The 20734-nt window shown below is 68.6% G+C and carries 20 protein-coding genes; 3 read left to right on the forward strand and 17 right to left on the reverse strand.

Going from position 1 to position 20734, the window contains the following annotated elements; translation table 11 throughout:
• Positions 1 to 68 precede the first annotated feature (68 nt).
• The 3 genes from AWQ71_RS25290 to AWQ71_RS25300 form a co-directional block, all read right to left on the reverse strand.
• Positions 69 to 2624 carry an ATP-binding protein gene (locus AWQ71_RS25290; protein WP_157570556.1) on the reverse strand — a complete coding sequence of 852 codons (2556 nt, stop codon included), beginning with the start codon at positions 2622 to 2624 and terminating at the stop codon, positions 69 to 71.
• A 66-nt stretch (positions 2625 to 2690) separates the two neighbouring features.
• Positions 2691 to 3869 carry a saccharopine dehydrogenase family protein gene (locus tag AWQ71_RS25295; RefSeq protein WP_067137391.1) on the reverse strand — a complete coding sequence of 393 codons (1179 nt, stop codon included), beginning with the start codon at positions 3867 to 3869 and terminating at the stop codon, positions 2691 to 2693.
• Between the two features lie 41 nt (positions 3870 to 3910).
• Positions 3911 to 5356 (reverse strand): APC family permease, encoded by a 1446-nt coding sequence (locus AWQ71_RS25300; RefSeq protein WP_169806625.1) that lies wholly within the window; start codon positions 5354 to 5356, stop codon positions 3911 to 3913.
• 249 nt (positions 5357 to 5605) lie between these two features.
• Here AWQ71_RS25300 and AWQ71_RS25305 point away from each other — a divergent pair, with 249 nt between their 5' ends.
• Positions 5606 to 6208, forward strand: coding sequence for a TetR/AcrR family transcriptional regulator (locus AWQ71_RS25305; RefSeq protein WP_067137394.1), 603 nt, complete (start codon positions 5606 to 5608; stop codon positions 6206 to 6208).
• A 437-nt stretch (positions 6209 to 6645) separates the two neighbouring features.
• Positions 6646 to 7146, forward strand: a complete 501-nt coding sequence (locus tag AWQ71_RS25310) for a hypothetical protein (protein ID WP_157570557.1) — start codon at positions 6646 to 6648, stop codon at positions 7144 to 7146.
• A 19-nt stretch (positions 7147 to 7165) separates the two neighbouring features.
• Here AWQ71_RS25310 and AWQ71_RS25315 read toward each other — a convergent pair whose 3' ends face one another.
• From AWQ71_RS25315 to AWQ71_RS25330, 3 genes are all read right to left on the reverse strand, one after another.
• A complete protein-coding gene (locus tag AWQ71_RS25315) occupies positions 7166 to 7825 on the reverse strand; it encodes an HAD family hydrolase (protein ID WP_067137399.1) in 660 nt (219 codons plus the stop codon).
• 516 nt (positions 7826 to 8341) lie between these two features.
• Entirely contained in the window at positions 8342 to 9817 is a 1476-nt protein-coding gene (locus AWQ71_RS25325) for a M48 family metallopeptidase (RefSeq protein ID WP_067137401.1), read from the reverse strand.
• A gap of 277 nt (positions 9818 to 10094) precedes the next feature.
• Entirely contained in the window at positions 10095 to 12158 is a 2064-nt protein-coding gene (locus AWQ71_RS25330) for a hypothetical protein (RefSeq protein WP_067137402.1), read from the reverse strand.
• A gap of 129 nt (positions 12159 to 12287) precedes the next feature.
• On the opposite strand from AWQ71_RS25330, the gene AWQ71_RS25335 reads away from it, so the two are divergent.
• Positions 12288 to 12842 (forward strand): hypothetical protein, encoded by a 555-nt coding sequence (locus AWQ71_RS25335; RefSeq protein WP_067137403.1) that lies wholly within the window; start codon positions 12288 to 12290, stop codon positions 12840 to 12842.
• A gap of 291 nt (positions 12843 to 13133) precedes the next feature.
• Here AWQ71_RS25335 and AWQ71_RS25340 read toward each other — a convergent pair whose 3' ends face one another.
• The 11 genes from AWQ71_RS25340 to AWQ71_RS25380 all read right to left on the reverse strand — a co-directional run bounded on the left by AWQ71_RS25340 (position 13134) and on the right by AWQ71_RS25380 (position 20693).
• The gene (locus AWQ71_RS25340) at positions 13134 to 13451 is read right to left on the reverse strand and encodes a hypothetical protein (RefSeq protein ID WP_067137404.1); all 318 of its coding nucleotides are present in this window, start codon (positions 13449 to 13451) and stop codon (positions 13134 to 13136) included.
• A 5-nt stretch (positions 13452 to 13456) separates the two neighbouring features.
• A complete protein-coding gene (locus AWQ71_RS25345; RefSeq protein ID WP_067137471.1) occupies positions 13457 to 15211 on the reverse strand; it encodes a glycoside hydrolase family 15 protein in 1755 nt (584 codons plus the stop codon).
• Positions 15212 to 15484: 273 nt separating this feature from the next.
• Positions 15485 to 16747: an MFS transporter gene (locus AWQ71_RS25350; protein WP_157570558.1), complete on the reverse strand. Its 1263-nt coding sequence runs from the start codon at positions 16745 to 16747 to the stop codon at positions 15485 to 15487.
• 144 nt (positions 16748 to 16891) lie between these two features.
• Positions 16892 to 17320, reverse strand: a complete 429-nt coding sequence (locus tag AWQ71_RS43975; protein WP_281196249.1) for a CoA-transferase — start codon at positions 17318 to 17320, stop codon at positions 16892 to 16894.
• A 212-nt stretch (positions 17321 to 17532) separates the two neighbouring features.
• Positions 17533 to 17895, reverse strand: coding sequence for a hypothetical protein (locus tag AWQ71_RS25360; protein ID WP_067137406.1), 363 nt, complete (start codon positions 17893 to 17895; stop codon positions 17533 to 17535).
• A 117-nt stretch (positions 17896 to 18012) separates the two neighbouring features.
• Positions 18013 to 18150: a hypothetical protein gene (locus AWQ71_RS41920; RefSeq protein WP_157570559.1), complete on the reverse strand. Its 138-nt coding sequence runs from the start codon at positions 18148 to 18150 to the stop codon at positions 18013 to 18015.
• A gap of 2 nt (positions 18151 to 18152) precedes the next feature.
• Positions 18153 to 18794 carry a methyltransferase domain-containing protein gene (locus AWQ71_RS25365; RefSeq protein WP_067137408.1) on the reverse strand — a complete coding sequence of 214 codons (642 nt, stop codon included), beginning with the start codon at positions 18792 to 18794 and terminating at the stop codon, positions 18153 to 18155.
• On the reverse strand, positions 18682 to 19026 hold the full coding sequence (locus AWQ71_RS44675) for a methyltransferase domain-containing protein (protein WP_084259276.1): 345 nt from the start codon (positions 19024 to 19026) through the stop codon (positions 18682 to 18684). The genes AWQ71_RS25365 and AWQ71_RS44675 overlap by 113 nt, the downstream gene beginning before the upstream one ends.
• Positions 19027 to 19094: 68 nt before the next feature.
• Positions 19095 to 19580, reverse strand: coding sequence for an ester cyclase (locus AWQ71_RS25370; protein ID WP_067137410.1), 486 nt, complete (start codon positions 19578 to 19580; stop codon positions 19095 to 19097).
• 73 nt (positions 19581 to 19653) lie between these two features.
• Complete coding sequence (locus tag AWQ71_RS25375; protein WP_067137412.1) at positions 19654 to 20106, reverse strand: ester cyclase; 453 nt, start codon at positions 20104 to 20106, stop codon at positions 19654 to 19656.
• Positions 20107 to 20132: 26 nt separating this feature from the next.
• Complete coding sequence (locus tag AWQ71_RS25380) at positions 20133 to 20693, reverse strand: NADPH-dependent FMN reductase (protein ID WP_067137413.1); 561 nt, start codon at positions 20691 to 20693, stop codon at positions 20133 to 20135.
• Positions 20694 to 20734: the final 41 nt, after the last annotated feature.

Below are 20734 nucleotides of genomic sequence, written 5' to 3' on the forward strand. Positions count from 1 at the left end.
CGCCGAATCTCGACGTGGTCAGGCGCCCTTCCGATGCTCGACGGCGGTCTCCGAGGTCTCCTCGACGGTCAGGAAGGGGTGATGAGTGGTAGACGAAGGATGAAGCGCGCTCCGTGAGGGGATGCGTTCCGGACGTGGAGGGTGCCGTGGTGGGCGTGGGCGATGTCGCGGGCGATGGCCAGTCCCAGGCCGGTGCCGCCCTGGTCACGGCTGCGGGCGGTGTCCAGGCGGGTGAAGCGCTGGAAGATATGGTCACGCTCGGCTTCGGGGACTCCCGGACCATCGTCAGTGACACTGAGCTCCGCTTCACCGATGGCGCGGCGCACCCGCACCACGATGATGTGCGCGGCATGACGCTGGGCGTTGTCGAGCAGGTTGCGCAGAACCCGGCAGATCTGCGAGGGGACGACATCGACCATCACACCGGGGCGCACATCCAGGCGGACCCTGTGGCGGTCGCCGGTACGGCTGCGGGTTTCGGCTTCGGCGAGTTCGGCCAGGTCGATGCGCTTGAAGGCGGCAGGCGGGGCGGCACCGAGCCGGGCCAGCAGCATCAGGTCGTCGATGATGGCCTGGAGCCGGTTCACATCGCGCAATGCATAGTCGATCAGCTCGCCCGGGTGGGTCTGGTCGGGATGCAACTGTGCTTCCTCCAGCTGTGCACGCAGTCCGGCAAGCGGGGTGCGCAGTTCGTGGGAGGCGTCGGTGGTGAATCGCCGCTGGAGTGCGAGTGACTGTTGCAGCGACGCGGTGGCGCGTTCCAGTTCCAGCGAGATGGCACGCTCGCGGGTGTAGCGGCGGGCGTTGTCGATGCACACCGCCGCGCGGCTGACCAGTTCCTCGGCCAGAGAGACATCGTCGTCCTCGAACGGATCCGATGCCTGCCACCGCGTGAACGTCACCGCCCCCAGCACCCTGTCCTGAGCCAGCAACGGCACCACGATGACCGAGGAGACCGGGCCTTCGGTCGCCTGCACCGGCCGAGCGCCGCCCGGATCCGGCCAGAGCACCGTCTCCCTTCTCGCCAAGCAGCGCGCTTGATGGGAGGAGGCGGGGTAGTGCACCGGCTCGCCCGCGGCGACCGGACTCCCGTTCTCCCGGGCGCTCTGGACGGCGACCCGGCGCAGGTCGCCGGTGAGCGCTGCGGGCTCCTCACCGCGCACGACGCTCTCGCTGAGATCGACGGTCACCAGGTCGGCGAGCCGTGGGACGGTCACCTCGGCGAGCTCTTCGGCCGTACGCACCACATCGAGGGTCTGGCCGATGTTCATGGCTGCCTCGCACAGCAGCCTCAGGCGCTTGCGCGCCGCGGTGGCGAGCCTGCCGACCCCCGGTTCGCCGAAGAGGAACAACCACGGGTCGGTGGGCGTGGACGCCTCCTGCGGGGAGCCGGGCGGCGGCGGGCATGTCTCGTCCTCCTCGCCCATGCCAGGCCAAGCGTCGCCCGCCGTCGGGAAGCCGCCCGCGCCGGCGTCCCGGGCCGCCTCGGTGCTGGTGTTCGCAGCGTTTTGGGGGTACACGACGGTCGCCTGCGGAGGTACCGACCAGCCCAGCCGATCGGGTGCCGACGTGACGAGGTCGTCGGCGAGAGACTCCCACCGGCCGCCCTGGATCCGGACTTGCGCGACGACGCCGACCATACCGGCGGGTTCCGTCCCAGGCAGGGAGCGCAGGGTGGCGTTGCGACCGTGGGACAGGGAGACCTCGACGGCCGCCCGCTGCCCGTACGCGATCAGCTCGGCGGCCTTCTCCTCCAGTGCGAGACGGTCGCCGAGGGGCAGATCGCGGAGCAGAGAGTCGGCCTCCTGGGCGGACAGGAGGTCAGGCAGGTCCGCACTTCGCAGGAACGCCTCGAGCAGAGCGCGCTCCTGTGCGGTGCTCTGCTCCAGGAGCCGCTGTTCGATGGCCTCGGCCACCTGACGGGCGAGCACGCCCATCGCCGTATGCGTGCGTTTGTTCAGGCACGCGATCGTCACCACGCCGCGCGCGTGCCCGGTGAGCGGGTCGAGGATCGGGACACCGGTGGCGGTGAACGGCTGCACGCACTGGGCCAGATGTTCGAAGCCTGCTACCTGGACCAACCGCTTCTCGCGAAGGGGGGTGCCTACGGCGTTGGTCCCGAGGAGTGCTTCGGTGTACTCCACGCCCGGGAAGTGGTGCTCGCGGTCGAGCGCTCTCCTCAGCTGCGGACCCCCCTCATAGCGCTGCAGCAGCCTGGCCCGCTCGTCGCTGAGAATCAGAGTCACGCCGACGTCCGCGATTGCGGTCCGGAACCGCTCCAACACCGGTCGGGCCACCCGGACGAGGACACAGTCCATGTCGATCTCAACCGGATCGGCGAACCTGAGCTTCTCCGGGATGAGGCCGATCTCCTGGCACCTGCGCCACGATTTCAGGATGGCAGGCCGAACATTCCCCTCTATCGGCTGCCCTTCAAAGAACCGTTCGAAGATCGGCTCGGTGCGTGCGGCCATGTTGTTCCCCCGAAACCTGTGACTGGCGTGGTTCCTGGCGCACCTCTCCAAGGCTAAACAGGGAGCATACGCAGCAAATCCCCACGAATCTCCAAGTAAGGCCAGGTCAACGGTAATTTCCGCCCAGGCGAGCTCGTCGAGATCACGCACGGCTTACCGTTACGTGCCGGGACGTTCCGTCACCACCGAATCTGCGACAGAGCCGAAGGCCACCGTTCAGTCCCACTCCTCGACGATTGTCAGGACCTCGTCGACCGAACCGGCCGGTGGCTGGGTGAGCCGCGCGTAGAGCCCGAAGAAGTCCTCTGGATCGATCGCGGTCTCGGGAGTGTGCACGCCGACCCGGCCGATCCGGCCCTGCCGCAGCAGTTCGACCGCGAGGGCCAGCGGGATGCCGGTGTGCCCGCCCATCCTGCCCGGCAGCTTGGCGTGGGGGTACACGGCGACCGACGTCGGCCGGCCGGCGCGGGTGCCACGGGCGAGCGCCCAGATGTCGGGCAGCGGGGCGTCGGTGCCGATGCCCTCCATGTCGGGTCGGCTCTCCACGAGGTGCGCGCCCTCGGCGAGCGTGATCCGCCCGGCTTCATACGCCTCGACGACCGGCCGGACCTGGTCGAACAACTCAGTCGGCCCGGCCTGGAGGTTGAGGCAGCGGCGCAGGCCGCCGACCGCGCGGGGCAGCGTGATCGCCTCTGGATGCCCCATGGTGAAGGCGTGCACGTCGCCCATGCCGGGGAAGCGGAAGTCGACGCGGTCGAGCGGCTTGACGTCGGCGGGCGCGCCCGCCTCCCACACCCGGATGGTGCCGCTGCACTGGAGAAGCCAGTGCTGGGCGGCCGCGGCCGCGTTCCCGGACGGAGGGTAGTCCGGCTCCGGCTCCACGACCGCCGAGCTGAGCTGCCAGCCGGTGAACAGGTCCTCCACCGTGTCGAGTCGAGCGGCGGCGAGCACCGCGCACAGGTTGGACGTTCCGGGGCTCGCGCCGATTCCGATCACCGCGCGGCAGCCGTTGGCACGGGCGAGGTCGTCGAGCTCGAAGGCCTCAAGGGTGGCCTCCCAGTCGTCGTCGATGTCCACGTAGTCGCAGCCGGATTGGAGTGCGGCGCGCAGGACCGGGGTCCCGAAGTGCGCGAACGGCCCCATCGTGTTCACGACGACGTCGCAGCCCGCGAACGCGCGGCGCATCGCCTCGGGGTCGGTCGCGTCCAGGGCAAGGGCCTCTCCGACCGGGCCGATCTCGTCAGCGAGCCGCGCTGCGCGTTCGATGTCGAGGTCGGCGACGACGAGGCGCTTGGCCGAACCGAGTTGGGCGATGGTACGGACGGTGTGCCGCCCCATCGCTCCCGCGCCTCCGACGACGAGGACGGTCAGCGGATCGCCTGCGGTGTGTTGCATGGTTGCTCCTTGGTCGAGGATGAGTGACGGTCGGGCCGAGGTCACTCGGGTCGGGTCGGCTCACTCGCGCTCGCCGCCGACGGGAGTCGGGGGGTGCCGTCGGTGATGTCGGCCGGTTCCAGGGGCCGACGGGGTACGGAGCGCCCGATGCCGGCGTACACCTCGGGCCGCTCGCGGCGCAGCCAGAGCGCGTACAGCCAGCCCACGACGGCCACCACCGGGAACAGCCACGGCAGCGAGTTGATGACGACGCTATGCACGCCCGTCAGCTCGGCGTAGTTCGCGACGATCAGCACGACTGCGGTGGCCAGGCCGAGCAGGGCGAGCAAGGGCGCGAGGCCGGTCTTCCACCAGTGCCGGTCGGGCCGGTTCCAGAAGAAGCCGAGCACTGCGGCGGCCGCGGCCGCCTGGAGCAGCACGGCACCGAGGGTGCCGAGCGCCGACATGCTGACCGAGAGGGTGAGGTACGGGTCGAGTCCGGCGACGGCGAAGCCGCCCACAACGACGATGTTGATCACGGTCTGGACCAGACTGGCCCGCGCGGGCGACCCGTGCTTGGGGTGCGGGCCGCCGAACCGGCTCGGCAGGATGCGCTCGCGGCCGAGCGCGAACATGTAGCGGTTCACCGAGTTGTGCGCGGCCAGCAGCGACGCGAGCAGGCTGGTCAGGAAGAACAGCGTCATCACGTCGGACACGGTCTTGCCGGCGTACTGCTCAGCCATCGTGAAGAACAGGTTGCCCAGCTCCTGTCCGGCCGCCGACCGTACGTGGTTCGGGCCGATCGCGCCGACCGAGATCCAGCTCGTCAGGCCGTAGAAGACGGCGACGACGGCGACGGCGGTGTAGGTCGCGACGGGTACGGTCCGCTGCGGGTCACGGGTCTCCTCGCCGTAGACGGCGGCGGCCTCGAAGCCCAGGAAAGAACTGAACGCGAACATCAGGCCGAGCCCGATCGCCCCCAGGCTCAGGGGCGACACGTCCAGCGAGGCGAGCGGAAAGGCCTGGACGCCCTTGTTCCCGACCACACACAGGTCGAACACGAGCAGGATGAGCAGCTCGGCGGCCATCAGCAGCCCGAGCACCTTGGCACTGATGTCGATGTTGCGGTATCCGAGTACACCCACGACCGCGATGGCGATCCCGGCGTACACCGCCCACGGTGCGGTGAAGCCGAAGCCGATCTGCAGAATCAGCCGCGTGAAGTAGCCGAACGCCCCGACGAGCATCACGGCCAGCGCGTTGTAGGAGAGCAGCGCGATGAGCGCGGCCACCACGGCCGGCCGGCGACCCAGCCCGGCGCGGATGTACGCGTACAGCGCCCCACTGCTGGTGACGTGACGGCTCATCGTCGCGTATCCGACGGCGAAGCACAGCAGGATCACGCCCGCGACCACGTACATCACCGGCGTCGCCGCGCCGCCCCCGAGCGCGAACGACAGCGGCAGCACTCCGATCATCGCGGCGAGTGGAGCGGAGGCCGCGATCACGAAAAAGACGATCTTCGACACGCTCAGGTTCGCCCGGAGTGTCGGGGGTGGGCTCTGCGGACGGGACTCGGGTTGCGACATACGCGGCCGCCTCTCAGGACGGCGGTGGAGCCGGACTGTGACGCCGGTCACCGCAGGGGAGTGAGCGTCAGTGTGTATTGGTCACTCGAATATGTCAATCGACCAAGTCGAATGCCTGATAGCATCCTGTCCAGGAATGATCTACAGAGGAGCGAGGGGCGAGGAGAAGTGACCAGGCTGGCGGCGGCCGACCGCCGAGCGATGCTGCTGGACGCCGCGCTACGTGTGATCGCGCGAGACGGGATCGCCGAAGCCACGACTCGGGCCATCACCGCCGAGGCGGGCATGCCGCAGAGCGTGTTCCACTACTGTTTCCGCTCCAAGGACGAGCTGCTGCGTGAGCTCATCACGGTCACCGTCGCGGAGCTGGCGGGCCGTGCCGAACTGCCGACCCATCCGCTCCCCGACATCGAGCAGAGCGTACGCGCGGGCCTGCACGCCCTGTGGAAGGCGATCATCGACCCGCCCGACAAGCAGCTCGTCCTGTACGAGATCACGACCTACGCCCTCCGCAATCCGGAGCTGGCCGACCTGGCACGGCAGCAGTACGCGGGCTACCTCCACGCCGCCACCCGGTCCTTGACCGCATGGGCCGAGCAGGCCGGGGTCCGCTGGACGGTCCCGGTCCCCATACTCGCCCGCCTGCTCGTCACCGTCATCGACGGCCTCGGCCTCAGCTGGCTCACCGACCACGACTCCGCAGCCGCCTTGGCCGTGATCGACCAGTTCGCCGCCCACCTGGCCACTCTGGCCGAACCTCTCACCACCTGAAGCCTGCACACTGCTCCGGGACCCGCAACCGCGAGTTCCGGTGCCGTCGACGGCTGAAAGGAAAATATGCATAGCTCGGTGGTCGTCTTTTGCTGGTCCGGCGCCTTGATCGATACCTTGTCGCCCCACCGGCGATGTCATCGTGGTTGAAGCCGATGACACGTTCAGGACCGTACTCACCCCCGGGGTGGTGACGTCCCCTGGGCGTACGCTTTCCGGGACCTTTCATCGGTTGCCGTTGATTTCGGCGCTCCCACGGAACAGTCACGGAACAGACCAAGATCAGGAGATGTCCGGTGGCGCTCCCCAGGAAGGGCTCTCGACTCATCACCGTGAGTGATGCGGCGTACCGCTGGCGCGTCCGCCACAAGCCCACCTACTGCCAGGGGAACAGCTGGTTGAGCTTCTCCCAAGCCGGGGTCCCGTACGATTCGCTGGTGATCGAGGAGGTAGGGCGAAAGCGGGTCGGCCGTCGGGCGTGGCCGTGGATGGTTCTGGCTGTGCTCGCCTCGGCGGTGCCGTTCGTGCTGATGGTCATGACCGAGAGCGGCGGTATCGATTACCTGCCGATCGTTTCCTTCGCCTGGCGCTTCATCGGTGCCGACGCGCGATTCCTGTTCCCTGTGGATGTCTTCCTGGCGGGCGGTCTGCCGCTGCTCGTCCTGGTCGCGGCCGGCGCCTCCTGGCAGTGGTGGCCGACGGGGATGGCGGGCGCCACGCTCCTCAGCGCCCTGGCTGTGGTCAACCTGGTGCTCTTCGTGGAGTACCGCCCCCGGCCGTTCACCCCGGCCGACATCAGCGCGGGTAGCCAGCCGGATTTCCATACGGGCTTCGGCAGTTCGGGTATGTCACCGCTGCTGGCGGCCATCGCTTGCACTGCCGCCGCCGTAGCGTTGTCGGTGGGCGCCCGGCGCATGCGGGCGAACCGCCGCCGATGAGAACGGGCGACGCCCGCGCCTACGATCCCCCGCCGTCTTGGTGGAGCAGCGCGATGGCCTGCATGACGTCGGAGACCACATGGTCGGCTTGATGCTCCTCCCGAGGCCGTACCGTGCGGTCGATCCACACGGTACGCAAGCCGGCCGCGCGGCCTCCTTCGATGTCGGCGACGAGGTTGTCACCGATCATCCATCCGCCCTCGCCCGGGTTCATCCCGCACCGCTGCGCGGCGATCTCGAACAGCCCGGCATCGGGCTTGCGGATGCCCTCGATGCCCGACACCGCGTAGCCATCGACCGCTTCCGCGAGTCCGGTCCGTTGCAGCTTGCCGAGTTGGTTGTCCGGCGTGCCGTTCGTGATGATGCCCACTCGCCACCCGGCCGCCCGTAGCTCCGCGAGTCCGGTCATCACCTCGGGGCGGCATTCGACGAGACGCGGCATGCGCCGACGGTAGGCGGCCCACATGCTCGCTGCGGTGGCGGACAGTTTGAATCGCTCGCGCACCTTGGCGAAGAACAGCTCGCGGTGTGGGAGTCCGTTGCGGTTCAGACTGATCAGGTGGTCGACGCCTTTGCGGCCCAGCCGGTGCTGTTCGGCGAACTCCTCGGCCCACAGCAGGAACGCGGCATCCAGATCGATGAGCGTCTTATCAAGGTCGAAAAGGGCAAGGCGCTGCACGACGCCACTCTAGAAGTGATCGTCTCTGCCGTACATCCGATGGGAGCGCTCGGTGGTGACACAGCGAATACCGGCCTGCGAAGTGCGGAGACGGCGTCATGACTGGTTCGCGTATGGTTCGCGATCATTGGCCTACGGCTGCAAATCGCTGCTCTTGGCTGCCTCTGTCCCGCCGACTACTCCTGTACGGAAGCGCAGGTCAGACGGTGAATGGCAAGGTCAAAGAAGTGCCCCCGGCAGGATTCGAACCTGCGGCACCCGCTTCAGGAGAGCGGAGGTCCCTCCGCCCGTTTAGGCACCGTGCCGGTGCTGGTGCTCGGCTACCACCACCCGCTCACGATCGCCAAGCGGTACGGCACGCTCGAAGCCGGACTTCGTCCGGGTCTCAGTGGCAGGGTGCAGGTGAACGGCGGTGAAGGTGCCATCGGGGTGGAATTCGGAATCGGCGCCGGATCTGGGACATCAGGAGCTCATAGCTGCCGATAAAGGCCTTTCACGGGGAGGGACGGCTGTCTGCTACGAGGCGGGCGCCCCCACCCTGGACAGCAGCGAGACACCCATCCGGGCGAACCACTCCCGCGCGCCCGCGACCTGCGTGGGATCGGCCGCGAGCCGGGCGGCGAACTCGTCCACGTCGACCTTCTTGCCCGCCGCGTCGAGCAGCGTGGCGGGGCCGGTCCACGACAGCGTCCACCGGGCCTTGCCGCTTCTGATGAGCACGCCCTCGATTGCGCGGGCCAGGACCTTGGCCACCAGGTCCGGCGACGGGCGCCAATCGAGCCGGACGAGCTCCTCGTGGAGGGCGCTGGCCCGGCCCCGGGCCAGCGCCTCCAGGGCGGCGTCGAGGGACGGCGCCGGCCCGCCCACGATGCGCTGACCCGCGACCGAGAGGTCCTGCACCGCTTCGTCGTTGAGGCCCATGTACATGCCCTGGGCGACCATCTCCTCCCAGGGCAGCGGGCGCAGACTCAGCGCCTCATCGGTCCAGAAGGTCTGCTCCACGGCGTTCGCCGTGAGAGCGGGGTCCCGGAGGAGCGCCGACGCGGGACGGGGGTCGCCGACGTGCGGCACGTCCTTCAGAGCGGCGATGGCGACCAACCGCTGGGGCAGGCTCGGGTGGGAGTCGTACGGGCTGGTCTCCTCGTCGGCCCCGTCCGCCTGGGCGATCTGGGCCCGATGCACGTCGACGAGGGCGTGGAAGCCGCCGAACAGGTCGGCCGGACGGCTGCCCGCCATGCCGGTCATGCCGACGTACCGTTCCATGTACAGGTTCCAGACGTCCGCCGTGCCGTGCACCTTGCGCAGGGCGTTTCCGGCGGCCTCACGGCTCGCGACAGCGGCCGCGAACCTGTCGGCCTCCAGCTCCTGCCTGCGTGAGACGGCCTGGGAGACCCGCAGGAAGAGCCTGGCGTAGAGGGAGAAGAGCTTCTGGATGAACGGGTGGTTCTCCAGGGACTGAACCGCCGCGAGCACGGCGATCCGGCCGCGGTACACCGGTGTGCCCAGCCGCGTGTGCGCTCCGCTGTAGTGGCTCAACTCGTGTCCCAGCACCGCGCGCATCTCGTCGACGGTGAGCGTCATCAGCAGCGGCAGGCCGACGTACATGGTCCGGCGGCCCGCCAGCAGCCCCATCCAGCTCGTGTCCTCGCTCACCGCGGCGTTCACCTCGGCGACCAGCCGGATCTCGTCCGGGGGGCGGGTCCCCACCCGCGCGGCGAGTTCCTCGACCGTCTGCCAGAGCACCGGCTCGTCTTCGCGGCCGACCGCGACACCCGGCTCCGCTTGGCTTCCGCGCCGGTTGACCAGGATGAGGCCGCGCAGCAGCGCCAGGGCGGCCAGGGTAAGCACGATCGCGATCTTCACCGAGCCGGCCGTGATGTGCCGTACGGCGGCGACGTCGACGAGCACCGCGGCTCCGAGTACGGCGGCGACGAGCACGTAGAAGCCCGCCAGCAGGACGAACGCGATCGTCGCGCGCAACGCGGTCACCATGTCGGAACTCCTGGAAGGCGAGGACGAGACGGCCGAAATTAACGGATCTTGCACATCCTGTCACCCCATTTGCCACTATTGCCCTCGCCTGGCGACCTCACGAAGCCTGACACGTTCGCGTCGTACGGCCCCGCCCACTTCCGAAAACTCCGCCATTCTGCGCACACTCACTCCGTAGCCGTCCGCCGGGGGAAACCCGAGGGAAGGCCCGCCTGCTCGCCGCCGGAGCCGGAGCCGGAGCCGGCGGTGGGGCCTCCGGACGGCGGTGGCACCTCTCTCACGCCGAACAGCGGGCGTCGACGCAGGTCAGCAGGTGGTACGCGTCGGGGCCGGCGGGGCCGAGCCGGCCATACCACAGGAGGCGCGGCCGGCCGTCGGGACCGGTGGCGAGATCGAAATAGCCGAACCCGTACGCGGGCACGAGCCGGGCGGTCGACCGGCTCGTGCAGGCGTCGTCCTCGCAGGCCAGGATGGACATAAGCGGATAGTCACGGTCATATCCGACCAGCAGGAGCCGTCCACGCGAGTCCAGCGTGAGACCGGGCGTGCCCAGCGCGACCACTTCGGTGATCCGCGCGGTGCGCGGAGTCCCCGAGCACACCCGATCGCGGCAGACCACGATCATCGTGGAGAGATCGTGCGGATCATTACGCACGATCACCGGCCGGCCGTCCGGCCGGACCGCGACCTGCACACGCAGCGGCCCCCAGGACCAGGCGCCCTGCCGCCACTGAGTCGGATCGAAGGTACGGATCACGGGGTGCGCGCAGACGGCGGAGTCGCAGATCGCCAGGGTCGTCTTCTGCGTGTACCTGTCCGCGTACGCGACGATCGGGCGACCGTCCGGCGACGCGGTGACAGCGAGGGTGCGCTCGTCCACTGTCACGTCCGTGAGGTGCGAAAGCAGACGGCCCAGCCGGACGGTGATCGGGTGTGCGCACGTGATCTCCGGACACGTCGTGAGGTCGACGAGCGCGTTCCGGCCATTCCGGTCGTCCCGGTCATCGGGGTCGGGGGCGATCGAGGCGATGACGATGCCGTTCCGCGTGGCGACGGCGGCGGCGCGCACCTCGAGCTCGGCATTCTTCGCGACCCGCAGCGGCGAGCCGGACCTCCGCGCGCAGCCATCGGGGCGGCACGAGAACGTCTCCAGCTCCACCTTCCAGCCAGGCTTGTGCGTCCACCCCGCGACCGCAAGCGAGCCGTCAGCCGCCATGACGACGCCCGGATGGATGTCGAAGTACTCCCTCAGCTCGGTGGTCCGACTCCCAGTGCAGGCGGCGTCGTCACAGAAAATCAGTTCCGGGTAGCCCGAGGCGCGGAAGACGACCGGCCGCCCGGCGGGGTCGAAAAGGACCTGGGTCGTCGCGGCGCGGTCGTGGAAGCCGATCACACCGATCTCGTCGTCCAGCACGCTGACCAGGCCGAGCGGATTGCCCGCCACGTAACTCCCGTAGAGCAGGCCCGGAAGCACGGCACACGCCAGGACAATGGCGATCGGCCACCGCGCGGCCCGCCGCCGATTCTCCGCGGCACCCGGGTCCTGCACGGGCGTCGCCGCAGGCAGGGGATCTTTCTGCCCCGCCTGCCGGAGATAGGCGTAACAGCACGCCAGTGTGGCGGCCTGGACCGGGGCGAGCAGCACCGACGTGATCATCCGGACCGCGTCGACGATCGGCGCGCCGGCCGGGGCGGGGAGCTCCACGCTCGCCCAGAACAGCCCCAACTGGACCAGACCGGGGAGTCCCGCGAAACCCAGCGCCGTCATCCAGACGGCTCCGCCGTAGTCCCGCGAGAACAGTTTCTCGACTGTACGCAACGGGGGGACCCGGTCGGACAGCGCGGCCCAGGCCGTCATGGCGGGCAGCAGAAGGAAGACGCCCACCCCGAGCAGCAGGATCAGCCCAGGAATGACGGATCGCACCGTGGCCGACAGCCACAACGCGGCGCCGACCAGGGCGGTGAAAGCCACGCCGAACTGGACGGCGAGTAGCAGGAACGAATGCGGTCGGCGGAGGATCGCCCACAGGGCGCGGGTGGCCGACACGGGCCGTCCGCAGATGTGGTCCAGCACGACGCGGCTGCCGGCGACCAGGAAGAGCAGTCCGGACAGGATCGCGGCGAGTCCGGCGGCGGCGAGGGCACCGATCTCGGCGAGGGTGTAGTGGACCAGATGCGGCGACCCGTTGACGATGACGATCCGGTGTCCCATGGCGACCAGCACGATCAGCGGCAATCCCACGCCGGGGGCGAGAGTCATCGCGCCGACTGCCAGCAGGTCTCGGTACACGCGGCGGGCGGTGCGGTAAATGATCGGGAGCTGGTGGGGGCGGTCCGCCATCTGGGCGAATGTCTCCGGCGGCCATCCTGGGGATTCCACCGTCGTGCTCACAAACCGTTCCAGAGGCACCTTCTCTCCTCCCGGGAGTCCTGCGGCGACGTGGAGCGCTTTCCGAGCGAAAGGCCGTGCGTGACCGATTCCATCCTCGGTGAGCTGGAAGGGAAGGCCAAGCGGTTCCGGGGCCAGATGGTGCCGCGCGGCGGGTGTTTCACAGAGGCGGACGGCATCCTCAACCGGGGAGCGGAAGGCGTCTCCGAAGCCGAACGCGCCAAGAAGTTCAACGACAACGAACTTCTCACCTTCTCCTACGACGCGGCCGACCTCGCCTGGAAGGACCTGAGGATCCGCGCCGCCGAGCGCTCGTGGAGCACATGCATGAAGGGGTCCGGATTCGACTACGCGACACCCGCCGACGCCATCGGCGATCCGCGATGGGCGGTGTCGGCCGCCGACGACCACATTGAGAAACCGCGCGGCACCCTCGTGGAGATCGAGACGGCCGTCGCGGACGCCGACTGCCGCCTGGACACCAACTATTGCGGCGTCAGGCAGGTGGTCTACGCCGACTACCAGAAAAGGATCATCGCCCGGCATCGCGATCGGCTGGCCGGCATCAAGATGCTCAACGCGACCCGCCTGGCCAATGCCGCCAAGCTCCTCGGCGGCGAGATCGCGACGCGCTGAGCCCTTTCCTGATCCCGCGCCCGCGTCTCGCTCGGCGTGGGTCGCCCGACTGTCGGTGTGCCGTACGCACCCTGATGTGCCGGCACGGGCCGATCCGGGCGCCTTTACGTTGTAGATCTACAGGTCGGCGCGACCCGAGATCCGGATTCCCGCGAAGCTGCGCGAACTCGACAAGGCCATCGATCACCTGCGGATCACGCGCAAGACCCTTGTCGCCCTCGCCGACGAGGGCGACGCCGAGACGGGTGTGGCGCCACCCGAACCACCTCCCGCGCTGCCCGACCACCCCGCCTACCAGCAGATTCTCACTGTCTTCGCCGACCTGCGCCGCCAGCTGCGTACGATCCCACACCCGCTTCCCGAGGCCAGCGTCGCACCGGCCCGCGAGCCGACATCCACCGTCGCCGACGCGACGAGAACCACCGCTGGCAGTACGTCCCCGGGGTCACGCTCGCGCAGCGCACCCACGTCGTCGGACTCCCACTCAGCCAGTAGCCGGCGGCGCGTGAACCTGACTTCCTCCAGCCGGTCAACCGCCTCGTCTCTCAAAGCAGTGACCGTCAATCCCGATACGACGCCCAACTCCTCCGCGCCGATGCCGGTCAGCACGCGCCCTAGCTGAGCGCCAGGGCCGTATGGATCAGATGGAGGTGGGTGAACGCCTGAGGGAAGTTGCCCAGATGGCGCGCCTGGACGGGGTCGTACTCCTCGGCAAGCAGACCCACGTCGTTGGTGAGGGCCAGCAGCCGCTCGAACAGGTTCATGGCCTCGTCCCTGCGGCCGACGAGGTAGAGCGCTTCGGCCAGCCAGAAGCTGCAGGCGAGGAAGGCGCCTTCGGTTCCGGGCAGGCCGTCGATGTCGTTGCTCTCGGAGGTCGGATAGCGCAGCACGAAGCAGTCGGTCACCAGCTCGCGTTCGATCGCGTCGATCGTGCCGATGACCCGGGGGTCCTCAGGGGGCAGGAAGCCGACGATCGGGATGAGAAGCAGCGCCGCGTCGAGTTCGCGAGAGCCGTACGACTGGGTGAACGTGCCGCGCTCGGTGTCGAAGCCCTTGTCGCAGACCTCGGCGTGGATCCGGTCCCGCGTGGCCCGCCAGCGCCTGAGGGGGCCGGTGCGGCCGAGCTCTTCGATCACCCGTACCTGCCGGTCGGCCGCCACCCACGCCATGACCTTGGAGTGGACGAAGTGCCGCCGCGGGCCGCGGATCTCCCACAGGCCCGCGTCGGGCTGGGCCCAGTTGCGCTCCAGGTAGTCCATCAGCCTGCAAACGGTGGACCAGGCGTAGTCGTTGGGCGGCATCCCCAGCTTACGGGCCCGGTAGAAGCAGCTGAGCACCTCGCCGTAGACGTCGAGCTGAAGCTGGCTGGCCGCGCCGTTGCCGATCCGTACCGGCCGGGAGCCTTCGTAACCGGGAAGCCAGTCGAGCGTCTGCTCTGGCAGGCGCCTTTCGCCTGCCACGCCATACATGATCTGGAGGTCCTCCGGGCGGCCCGCGATGGCGCGGAGCAGCCAGTCAAGCCAGGCGTCCGCCTCGGTGATGTATCCGGATTCGGTCAGGGCGTCGAGTGTCATCGCGGCATCGCGCAGCCAGCAATATCTGTAGTCCCAGTTACGCACCCCGCCGAGATGCTCGGGCAGCGACGTGGTGGGAGCCGCCATGATGCCGCCGGTCGGGCTGTAGGTGAGCGCCTTGAGCGTGATGAGGGAGCGGATCACAGTGGCGCGGCAGCGGCCCGGGAGCCAGCAGCGGGAGACCCACTCCTCCCAGAACAGGCTGGTCTTGGTGAGTTGCTCGCTGGGATCGATGCCGCAGGGTTCCGGCTGATGCGAGGGGTGCCACGTGAACACGAACGACCGGCGTTGCCCTGCGGCGATCGTGAAGGCGCCGGTGTGCCGGTCGCCGCTGCCCTTCAGGTGGAGGGGAGCGTCGATCCAGACCGAGTCGGGCCCGCCGATGGCGTGGAGGCGGTCGTCGAAGCGGCGGGCCCAAGGGATGATCCTGCCGTAGTCGAACCGGATGCTGATCTCTGTGGTCATGTCCACCGTCCCGGACACGCCGTCCACGATCCGGACCAGGGTGGGGTTGGCGTGCCGGGGAGGCATGAAGTCGATGACCTTGACGGTCCCTGTGGAGGTCTCCCATACGGTCTCGAGGATCAGCGTGTCGTGGGCGTACGCGCGTCGCGTGGCCATCTCATGCCCGGCTGGGGCCAGCCGCCAGAACCCGTTGGACTCGTCGCCGAGGAGCTTGGCGAAGCATGCGGGAGAGTCGAACCGGGGAAGGCAGAGCCAGTCGATCGATCCGTCGCGACCGACGAGGGCGGCTGACTGCGTGTCCCCGATGAGGGCGTAGTCCTCGATCCGCATGTGGACCACGCTACTCGCCGGGCGGCGTGTCATCGCTCGGGCGTGTAACGGTTGTAACCGTAAGCGCCAGAAGGTTGAGCAGCTCCGCTCGGAGATGGCGAGCGCGGCCGGAATTCCGCATGAGACTCCCGTCCCCGGAGGCGGCGCCGCCCTCACCGCCCTCGAGGCACCTTGGACAACGGGCCGCTGCCGATGATCGTCACCGACGAGCAGGCTGCAGGGCCGGGCTCCACCTCGCGTCACCCGTCCTCCGGCTACGCGACCCCGCCGTGATCATGTGCCAGACAGACCCTGGCGCCGCTCCTCACCCGGCCGGCGCGCGCCAAGTGCGAGGAACACGAGCGGCACGACCGCGAGCACGCCGAACACCATGCCGACGAGCGGCGGCCCCTGGGGGCCGAGGTCGGAGGCGAGCGCCGTACCAGCCAGGGCCGAGCCGCCCGCGATGCCGACATTGAACGCCGAGGTGTTGAGCGCCATCGCGAGCGGGCGCTCCGGTCCGGCGACAGCGACGACCTGAGCACTCAGGATCGGGTTGCACACGAGTCCGACCACCCCGAGCGACACCACGAGCACGACCGCAACGACGCTGCTGGTCGCCCACAGGGTGGTCGCCCACAGGACCACAGCGGTGAGGGTCGCCGCAGTGATCGCGGCCTTCCAGGGGATGCGGTCGCCCAGCCGCCCGCCGATCGTGCTGCCGACCACGCTTCCGGCACCGTAACCGAGCATCGCCAGCGGAACGAGCGAGGCGGACAGCCCGGCGCGGTCGGTCAGCATCGGCGAGATGTAGGAGTACGTGCCGAGCACCGCAGCCTGTGTGAGGGCGACGGCAAGGTAGACGAGCCACAGGCGGCCGTGCCGAAGGGAGGAGACCTCTCCACGCACGGTGGTGTGTGAGCCGGGGCGGTCGCCAGGCACGAGACGCACGACAACGAGGGCCGCGACCAGCGCGATCAGGGCGAGCCCCCAGAACGGCCCCTGCCATCCCATGGCCTTTCCGAGGGCCGCGCCCAGCGGGACACCGATGACGTTCGCGATCGTCAGACCGCCCACCATGACGCCCATCGCGCTCGCCGCACGAGCGTAGCCCGCTGCTGCTGTGGCGACCAGGGCGCCGACGGCCCAGAAGGTGCCGGTGCCGAGGGCTGCGACGACACGGCCCACAATTGCGACGGCGAAGAAGTCCGTGGCCGCGCCGAGCACGTGCCCGGCAGCGAACAGCACAAGCGCGGCGACGAGCACCGCACGGCGCGGCAGGCGCAGGGTGGCCAGCGCCATGAGCGGGCCGCCGATCATCATGCCGAGCGCGAAGACGGTGATGAGTATGCCTGCCTGTGCCTCGGTGACGTCCAGAGCGGCCGAGACCTCGGGCAGGATGCCGGCGACCACCATCTCGGTGGTGCCGACCAGGAACGTCACGGTACCCAGCACCCATACGACCGGGGGCAGGCCGCGGTTCCCAGCGGGTGGGTAGGCGATGATCGGGTCGGTTGCGGGCACAGATGTCCCGCTGGCAGGAGAGATTTCAGTCACGGCGGATTCCTCTCACGGTCCGCCACACGGCGCGCTCATGCGATGAGGCGAGCGGCGCGGTGGGTTTTACGGCGGCCAGCCCTCTCGGCTGACACGGATCGCCATCGGCGACCACAAGTAGAGAATCTTAACGGCCGACCCGCACTACCTTGGAGCGACGGGGGTGATCTCGAATACGGCGTGGTCGGTGTAGACACGACTGACACAGCCGACACCCGTGAGGGGGTAGGTGCAGGCGGGCACGAGTTTCGGGCTGCCGTTCTTCGCGAAGAGCGTCATCATCACGTAGACCCGCTTGGCGCCGATCGCCAGATCCATTGCGCCGCCGACGGCGGGGATCGAGCCGGGCGCGCCGGTGTCCCAGTTGGCGAGGTCACCGCCGCGCATCATGGCGAAGGAGTCCGCGTGATGGAAGTACGCGGCTCCGGGCAACTCGGTGACGGGCACCTTACCGGCGTTGGTGAGGTCAGGGTCGACCTCGTCGCCGACAGCCGCGGGGCCCATGCCCAGCTCCACCGAGTTCGCAGCCCTGAGCGCGGACACCCGGCCGGAGGAGTCGAGGATCACTGTCACGACAACGCGAAGGCGGCCCACTCCGAGCCGACCTGCTGTCCAGAAGTAGTGAATGGTGGGCTGCCCCGGCAAGGCAGCCCACCGGCACATCAGAGCCGCAGCATCTTGAGACCAGGCGCGAGTCGGATGGGGTGAATCCCTAACCCAACGGCTCCCCTCACGATGGTGCGCGGCGCGACGGATGAGATCCTGGTCTCTATCCGGCGAGCGTTTCAGGACGCGAAATCAGCCTGGTCGTCGATCCATGAGGGCAGGCTCGACCACCACTCATTAGGCCCCGCACGGAACACGAGGTTCGGGTCCCCATACAGCCACACGGAGCGAAGCGGCGAATCAGACCAGCTCCTGAGTGAAGAGACCTTGTTCTTCACGTAGGAGGGCAGTTCTATGTACGTCCCTAAGGAGTACTCGAAGCAGTCGCCCTGGTAGTTGGGGTCGGTGAATAGCTGTGCGTAGCCCGGCTGCTCGTAGTGGGTGCAGTTTCCAGCCGCATTCGCGCTGGGGGCGGACGTGATAAGGCCCGCCATCACCGCAACGGCGACCACTCCAGCCTTGAGTGGCATCTTCTTGATCATTCCCTGACTCCTTCGTGTGGAAGCGGAACCGTGTCACACGGTCCACGGGATCGTCGGATCGAACTCGTCAACGCACGCCCAGAATGCCCATTGACCCGCTTGCGGTGCTGTCACAGGTCACCGGACTGCACTGCCGTATTCGTGGTGGTCGGCGGACTGGCCCCTCGGGTCCGCACGGGCCGCGTCGATCGCGTCGGCGGTCGCCCTGATGTCGCGCAGGAACTGGTGCGTGGAGAACGGGAGGGGGTGTGTCATGGTCACTCCGATCGGTGGGGGCCGTCGTCGAGGTGGGTCCATGCTCCGTAGTGAGTGTTGCCCAGGATCATGCTGCGGCTCTCCCGCACCGCCCGCTCCAGTGTCGCGGTGAGGGAGCCGTCGATGGCGATGCCTTCGGGCAGGGCGACGCCGGCTTGGAGGAGGAGCGGTTCGACGGCCTGGACGGCGCTGCCGAGCCAGGCGAAGGCGGTGGAGCCGGGTTTCCCTCCGGTCATGGCCCCGGATTCGACGTCTGGCCATGGAAGCCCCGCGTCGAGGAACACGCGGGTGAGGTGCCGGCCGAAGTCCGGGGCGATTCCGTGGGCTCGGAACAGCGCGCCGAGTAGTGCGTAGCAGTCGTTCCAGAGTTGGCAGCGCGGGAAGCTCACGTCCGGGTTGGAGGCGTCCATGTCATGCATGACGACGATGCCTCCGGGGCGGACGAACCCGGCGAGACGGCGCAGCGCGGCGGCCGGATCCGGTAGGTACTGGAGGACGAACCTGCCGACCAGCGCGTCGAACGGCCGCGTGTCACCGAACTCCGCCGGATCGAACTCCGCCAGATCGACGTTCGTGAAGGTCACGATGCCTGTGTAGCCGCCGGACGTGGCGCGCTGGCGTGCCACGTCCTGCGGCGGGATCACGTTCCACGCCGATGACGCGTCCGCCGGGGCCGACGATCTCCGCGGCGATGAACGCGACGTCACCCAGGCCCGAGCCGATGTCCAGGACGGACATGCCCTCGGTCAGTCCGGCGCGGCGCAGCAGACGTGTCGTCCAGGGGCGCACGTAGGACGCCTGAACGAGTAGCCTGCGGTGCTCCAGCTCCGAATGGCCGAGTAGGTAACCGGTCGTGTGATCCGCCGTGTCGGACATGGAACCGCCTTCTGGGTCATGCGTTGTTGAACGGTACGTCGGGTGGTGCGCCAGTCGGACTGGTGGGTCTATGCGGCCAGTTTCTGGAGGAAGGCGGTGAAGTCTGCGTCGGCCCAGTGCTCAATGATCTTCTGGTCCTCGATCCGGTCGACAGTGGTCGCGGTGAAGGACGCGTACCGTCCGGACGGCGGGATGTCGAGGAACGGTCCGGTGTGGTGCCCGCCAAGCAGCCAGCGCGTCGCCACCTTGTCGCCTTCGGCCAGTTGGTCGAACACCGTGATGGCGAGGTCGTCGAACGCCGCGACCAGTTTGCTGTCGAACTCCAGCCAGGACTGCCGGTCGTACCCGGGGACGTGCATCACGGCGTCCGGGTGGATGTAGCGGTCCCAGGACGCCGACAGGTCCCGGAGCGCGTAGCTCTCGTAGAACCCCCTCACGATGCCCTTGGTCCTGCCGCCGCTCACGGCGAAGGCCGGTGTCGCCGACGCCAGCGCCAGGGCTCCCCCGGCGAGCGCGCCGCCGACCACCTCGCGTCGGCTGACGAATTCCCTCATGTGTTGCTCCCTGTCGATTCTTCGCGATCTGCCTGCGCCTTCCGCGCGCGGGACCGCGCTGATGGGCGTTGTGTCAGGCGTTGTCGCCGCGGAGCGTCTCGAGGAACCTGCCGAAGTTTCCCTCCGACCAGTGCTCGACGGATTGACCGTCCACGACACGGTCGATGGAGATGCCGCTGAGATGCACCTCGCGGCCGGACGCGGGAATTCCCAGAATCGTGCCCGTGTGAACGCCGCCGATGCTCCACCGGGTGACCACCTTGTCGCCTTCGGCGATCTGGTCGAACACCTCCAGGCGGTACCCGGTGAGCGACGCCTTCAGTTCCAGGTCACCCGCGATCCAGGTCGAGCGCTCATTGGGGCCGTCGAAGCCGTGCAGCACCAGGTTCTTGGAGATGTACCGCTCGAAACCGGCGGCCAGGTCTCCGTTGTAGCTGGCGTAGAACCCCGCAGCGACCTGTCGCGGCGAGAGACGCGCTTCGACCGAAGTGGCGGACGCGGTCGCGGAGGGCTTGTTGACAGTCATGTGAACTCCAAATCGAGGGAAATGGATCAGTGGGCGCGCAGCGGAGCCAGGGCGTTGCTCCAGGCGATGACCTGGTCGAGCATGGCGACAAGGGCATCGTGCTGGGCGTCGATCGGTTTGAAGGCGCTGAAGTCCTCAAAGTCGTTGAAGAGGGACAGGGCGACCTGGGAGCGCACGTCGGCCATCTGGAGTTCCCCGGCGATCAGGCGCAGGTGCTCCACGGCCCGGGTCCCGCCGGTCGTGCCATAGCTGACGAAACCGACGGCCTTGTTGGTCCACTCCACGTAGAGGAAGTCCAGGGCGTTCTTCAACGCGCCCGGTACCGAACGGTTGTACTCGGGGGTGACGATCACAAAGCCGTCAAACGACGCGATCTTCTGCGCCCAGGCCTGTGTGTGCGGCTGGGTGTACCGGCCCATCGACGGAGGGTGCGGCTCGTCGAGCAGCGGCAGCTTGTAGTCCGCCAGGTCGACGAGCTCGAACTCGGCGTCGTCGCGCAGGGCGGCGTTCTGGTGGACCCAGTGGGCGACGGCCGCACCGTTACGTCCCGGTCGGGTGCTTCCGAGGATGATGCCGATCTTGGTCATGGTGGTTCCCTCCGTGCATTCAAGGGCGGCCCGCATGTACT

Source organism: Microtetraspora malaysiensis (genome assembly GCF_001528665.1).
Classification (GTDB): Bacteria; Actinomycetota; Actinomycetes; order Streptosporangiales; family Streptosporangiaceae; genus Microtetraspora_A; species Microtetraspora_A malaysiensis.

What these genes read in the sequence shown, in the direction of transcription:
- AWQ71_RS25295 (WP_067137391.1), bottom strand. Translation starts at nt 3,869, where the DNA reads ATGCAACACACCGCAGGCGATCCGCTGACCGTCCTCGTCGTCGGAGGC.
- AWQ71_RS25325 (WP_067137401.1), bottom strand. Translation starts at nt 9,817, where the DNA reads ATGGTGACCGCGTTGCGCGCGACGATCGCGTTCGTCCTGCTGGCGGGC.
- AWQ71_RS25330 (WP_067137402.1), bottom strand. Translation starts at nt 12,158, where the DNA reads ATGGCGGACCGCCCCCACCAGCTCCCGATCATTTACCGCACCGCCCGC.
- AWQ71_RS25345 (WP_067137471.1), bottom strand. Translation starts at nt 15,211, where the DNA reads ATGCGGATCGAGGACTACGCCCTCATCGGGGACACGCAGTCAGCCGCC.
- AWQ71_RS25360 (WP_067137406.1), bottom strand. Translation starts at nt 17,895, where the DNA reads ATGATCAAGAAGATGCCACTCAAGGCTGGAGTGGTCGCCGTTGCGGTG.
- AWQ71_RS41920 (WP_157570559.1), bottom strand. Translation starts at nt 18,150, where the DNA reads ATGACACACCCCCTCCCGTTCTCCACGCACCAGTTCCTGCGCGACATC.
- AWQ71_RS44675 (WP_084259276.1), bottom strand. Translation starts at nt 19,026, where the DNA reads ATGTCCGACACGGCGGATCACACGACCGGTTACCTACTCGGCCATTCG.
- AWQ71_RS25370 (WP_067137410.1), bottom strand. Translation starts at nt 19,580, where the DNA reads ATGAGGGAATTCGTCAGCCGACGCGAGGTGGTCGGCGGCGCGCTCGCC.
- AWQ71_RS25375 (WP_067137412.1), bottom strand. Translation starts at nt 20,106, where the DNA reads ATGACTGTCAACAAGCCCTCCGCGACCGCGTCCGCCACTTCGGTCGAA.
- AWQ71_RS25380 (WP_067137413.1), bottom strand. Translation starts at nt 20,693, where the DNA reads ATGACCAAGATCGGCATCATCCTCGGAAGCACCCGACCGGGACGTAAC.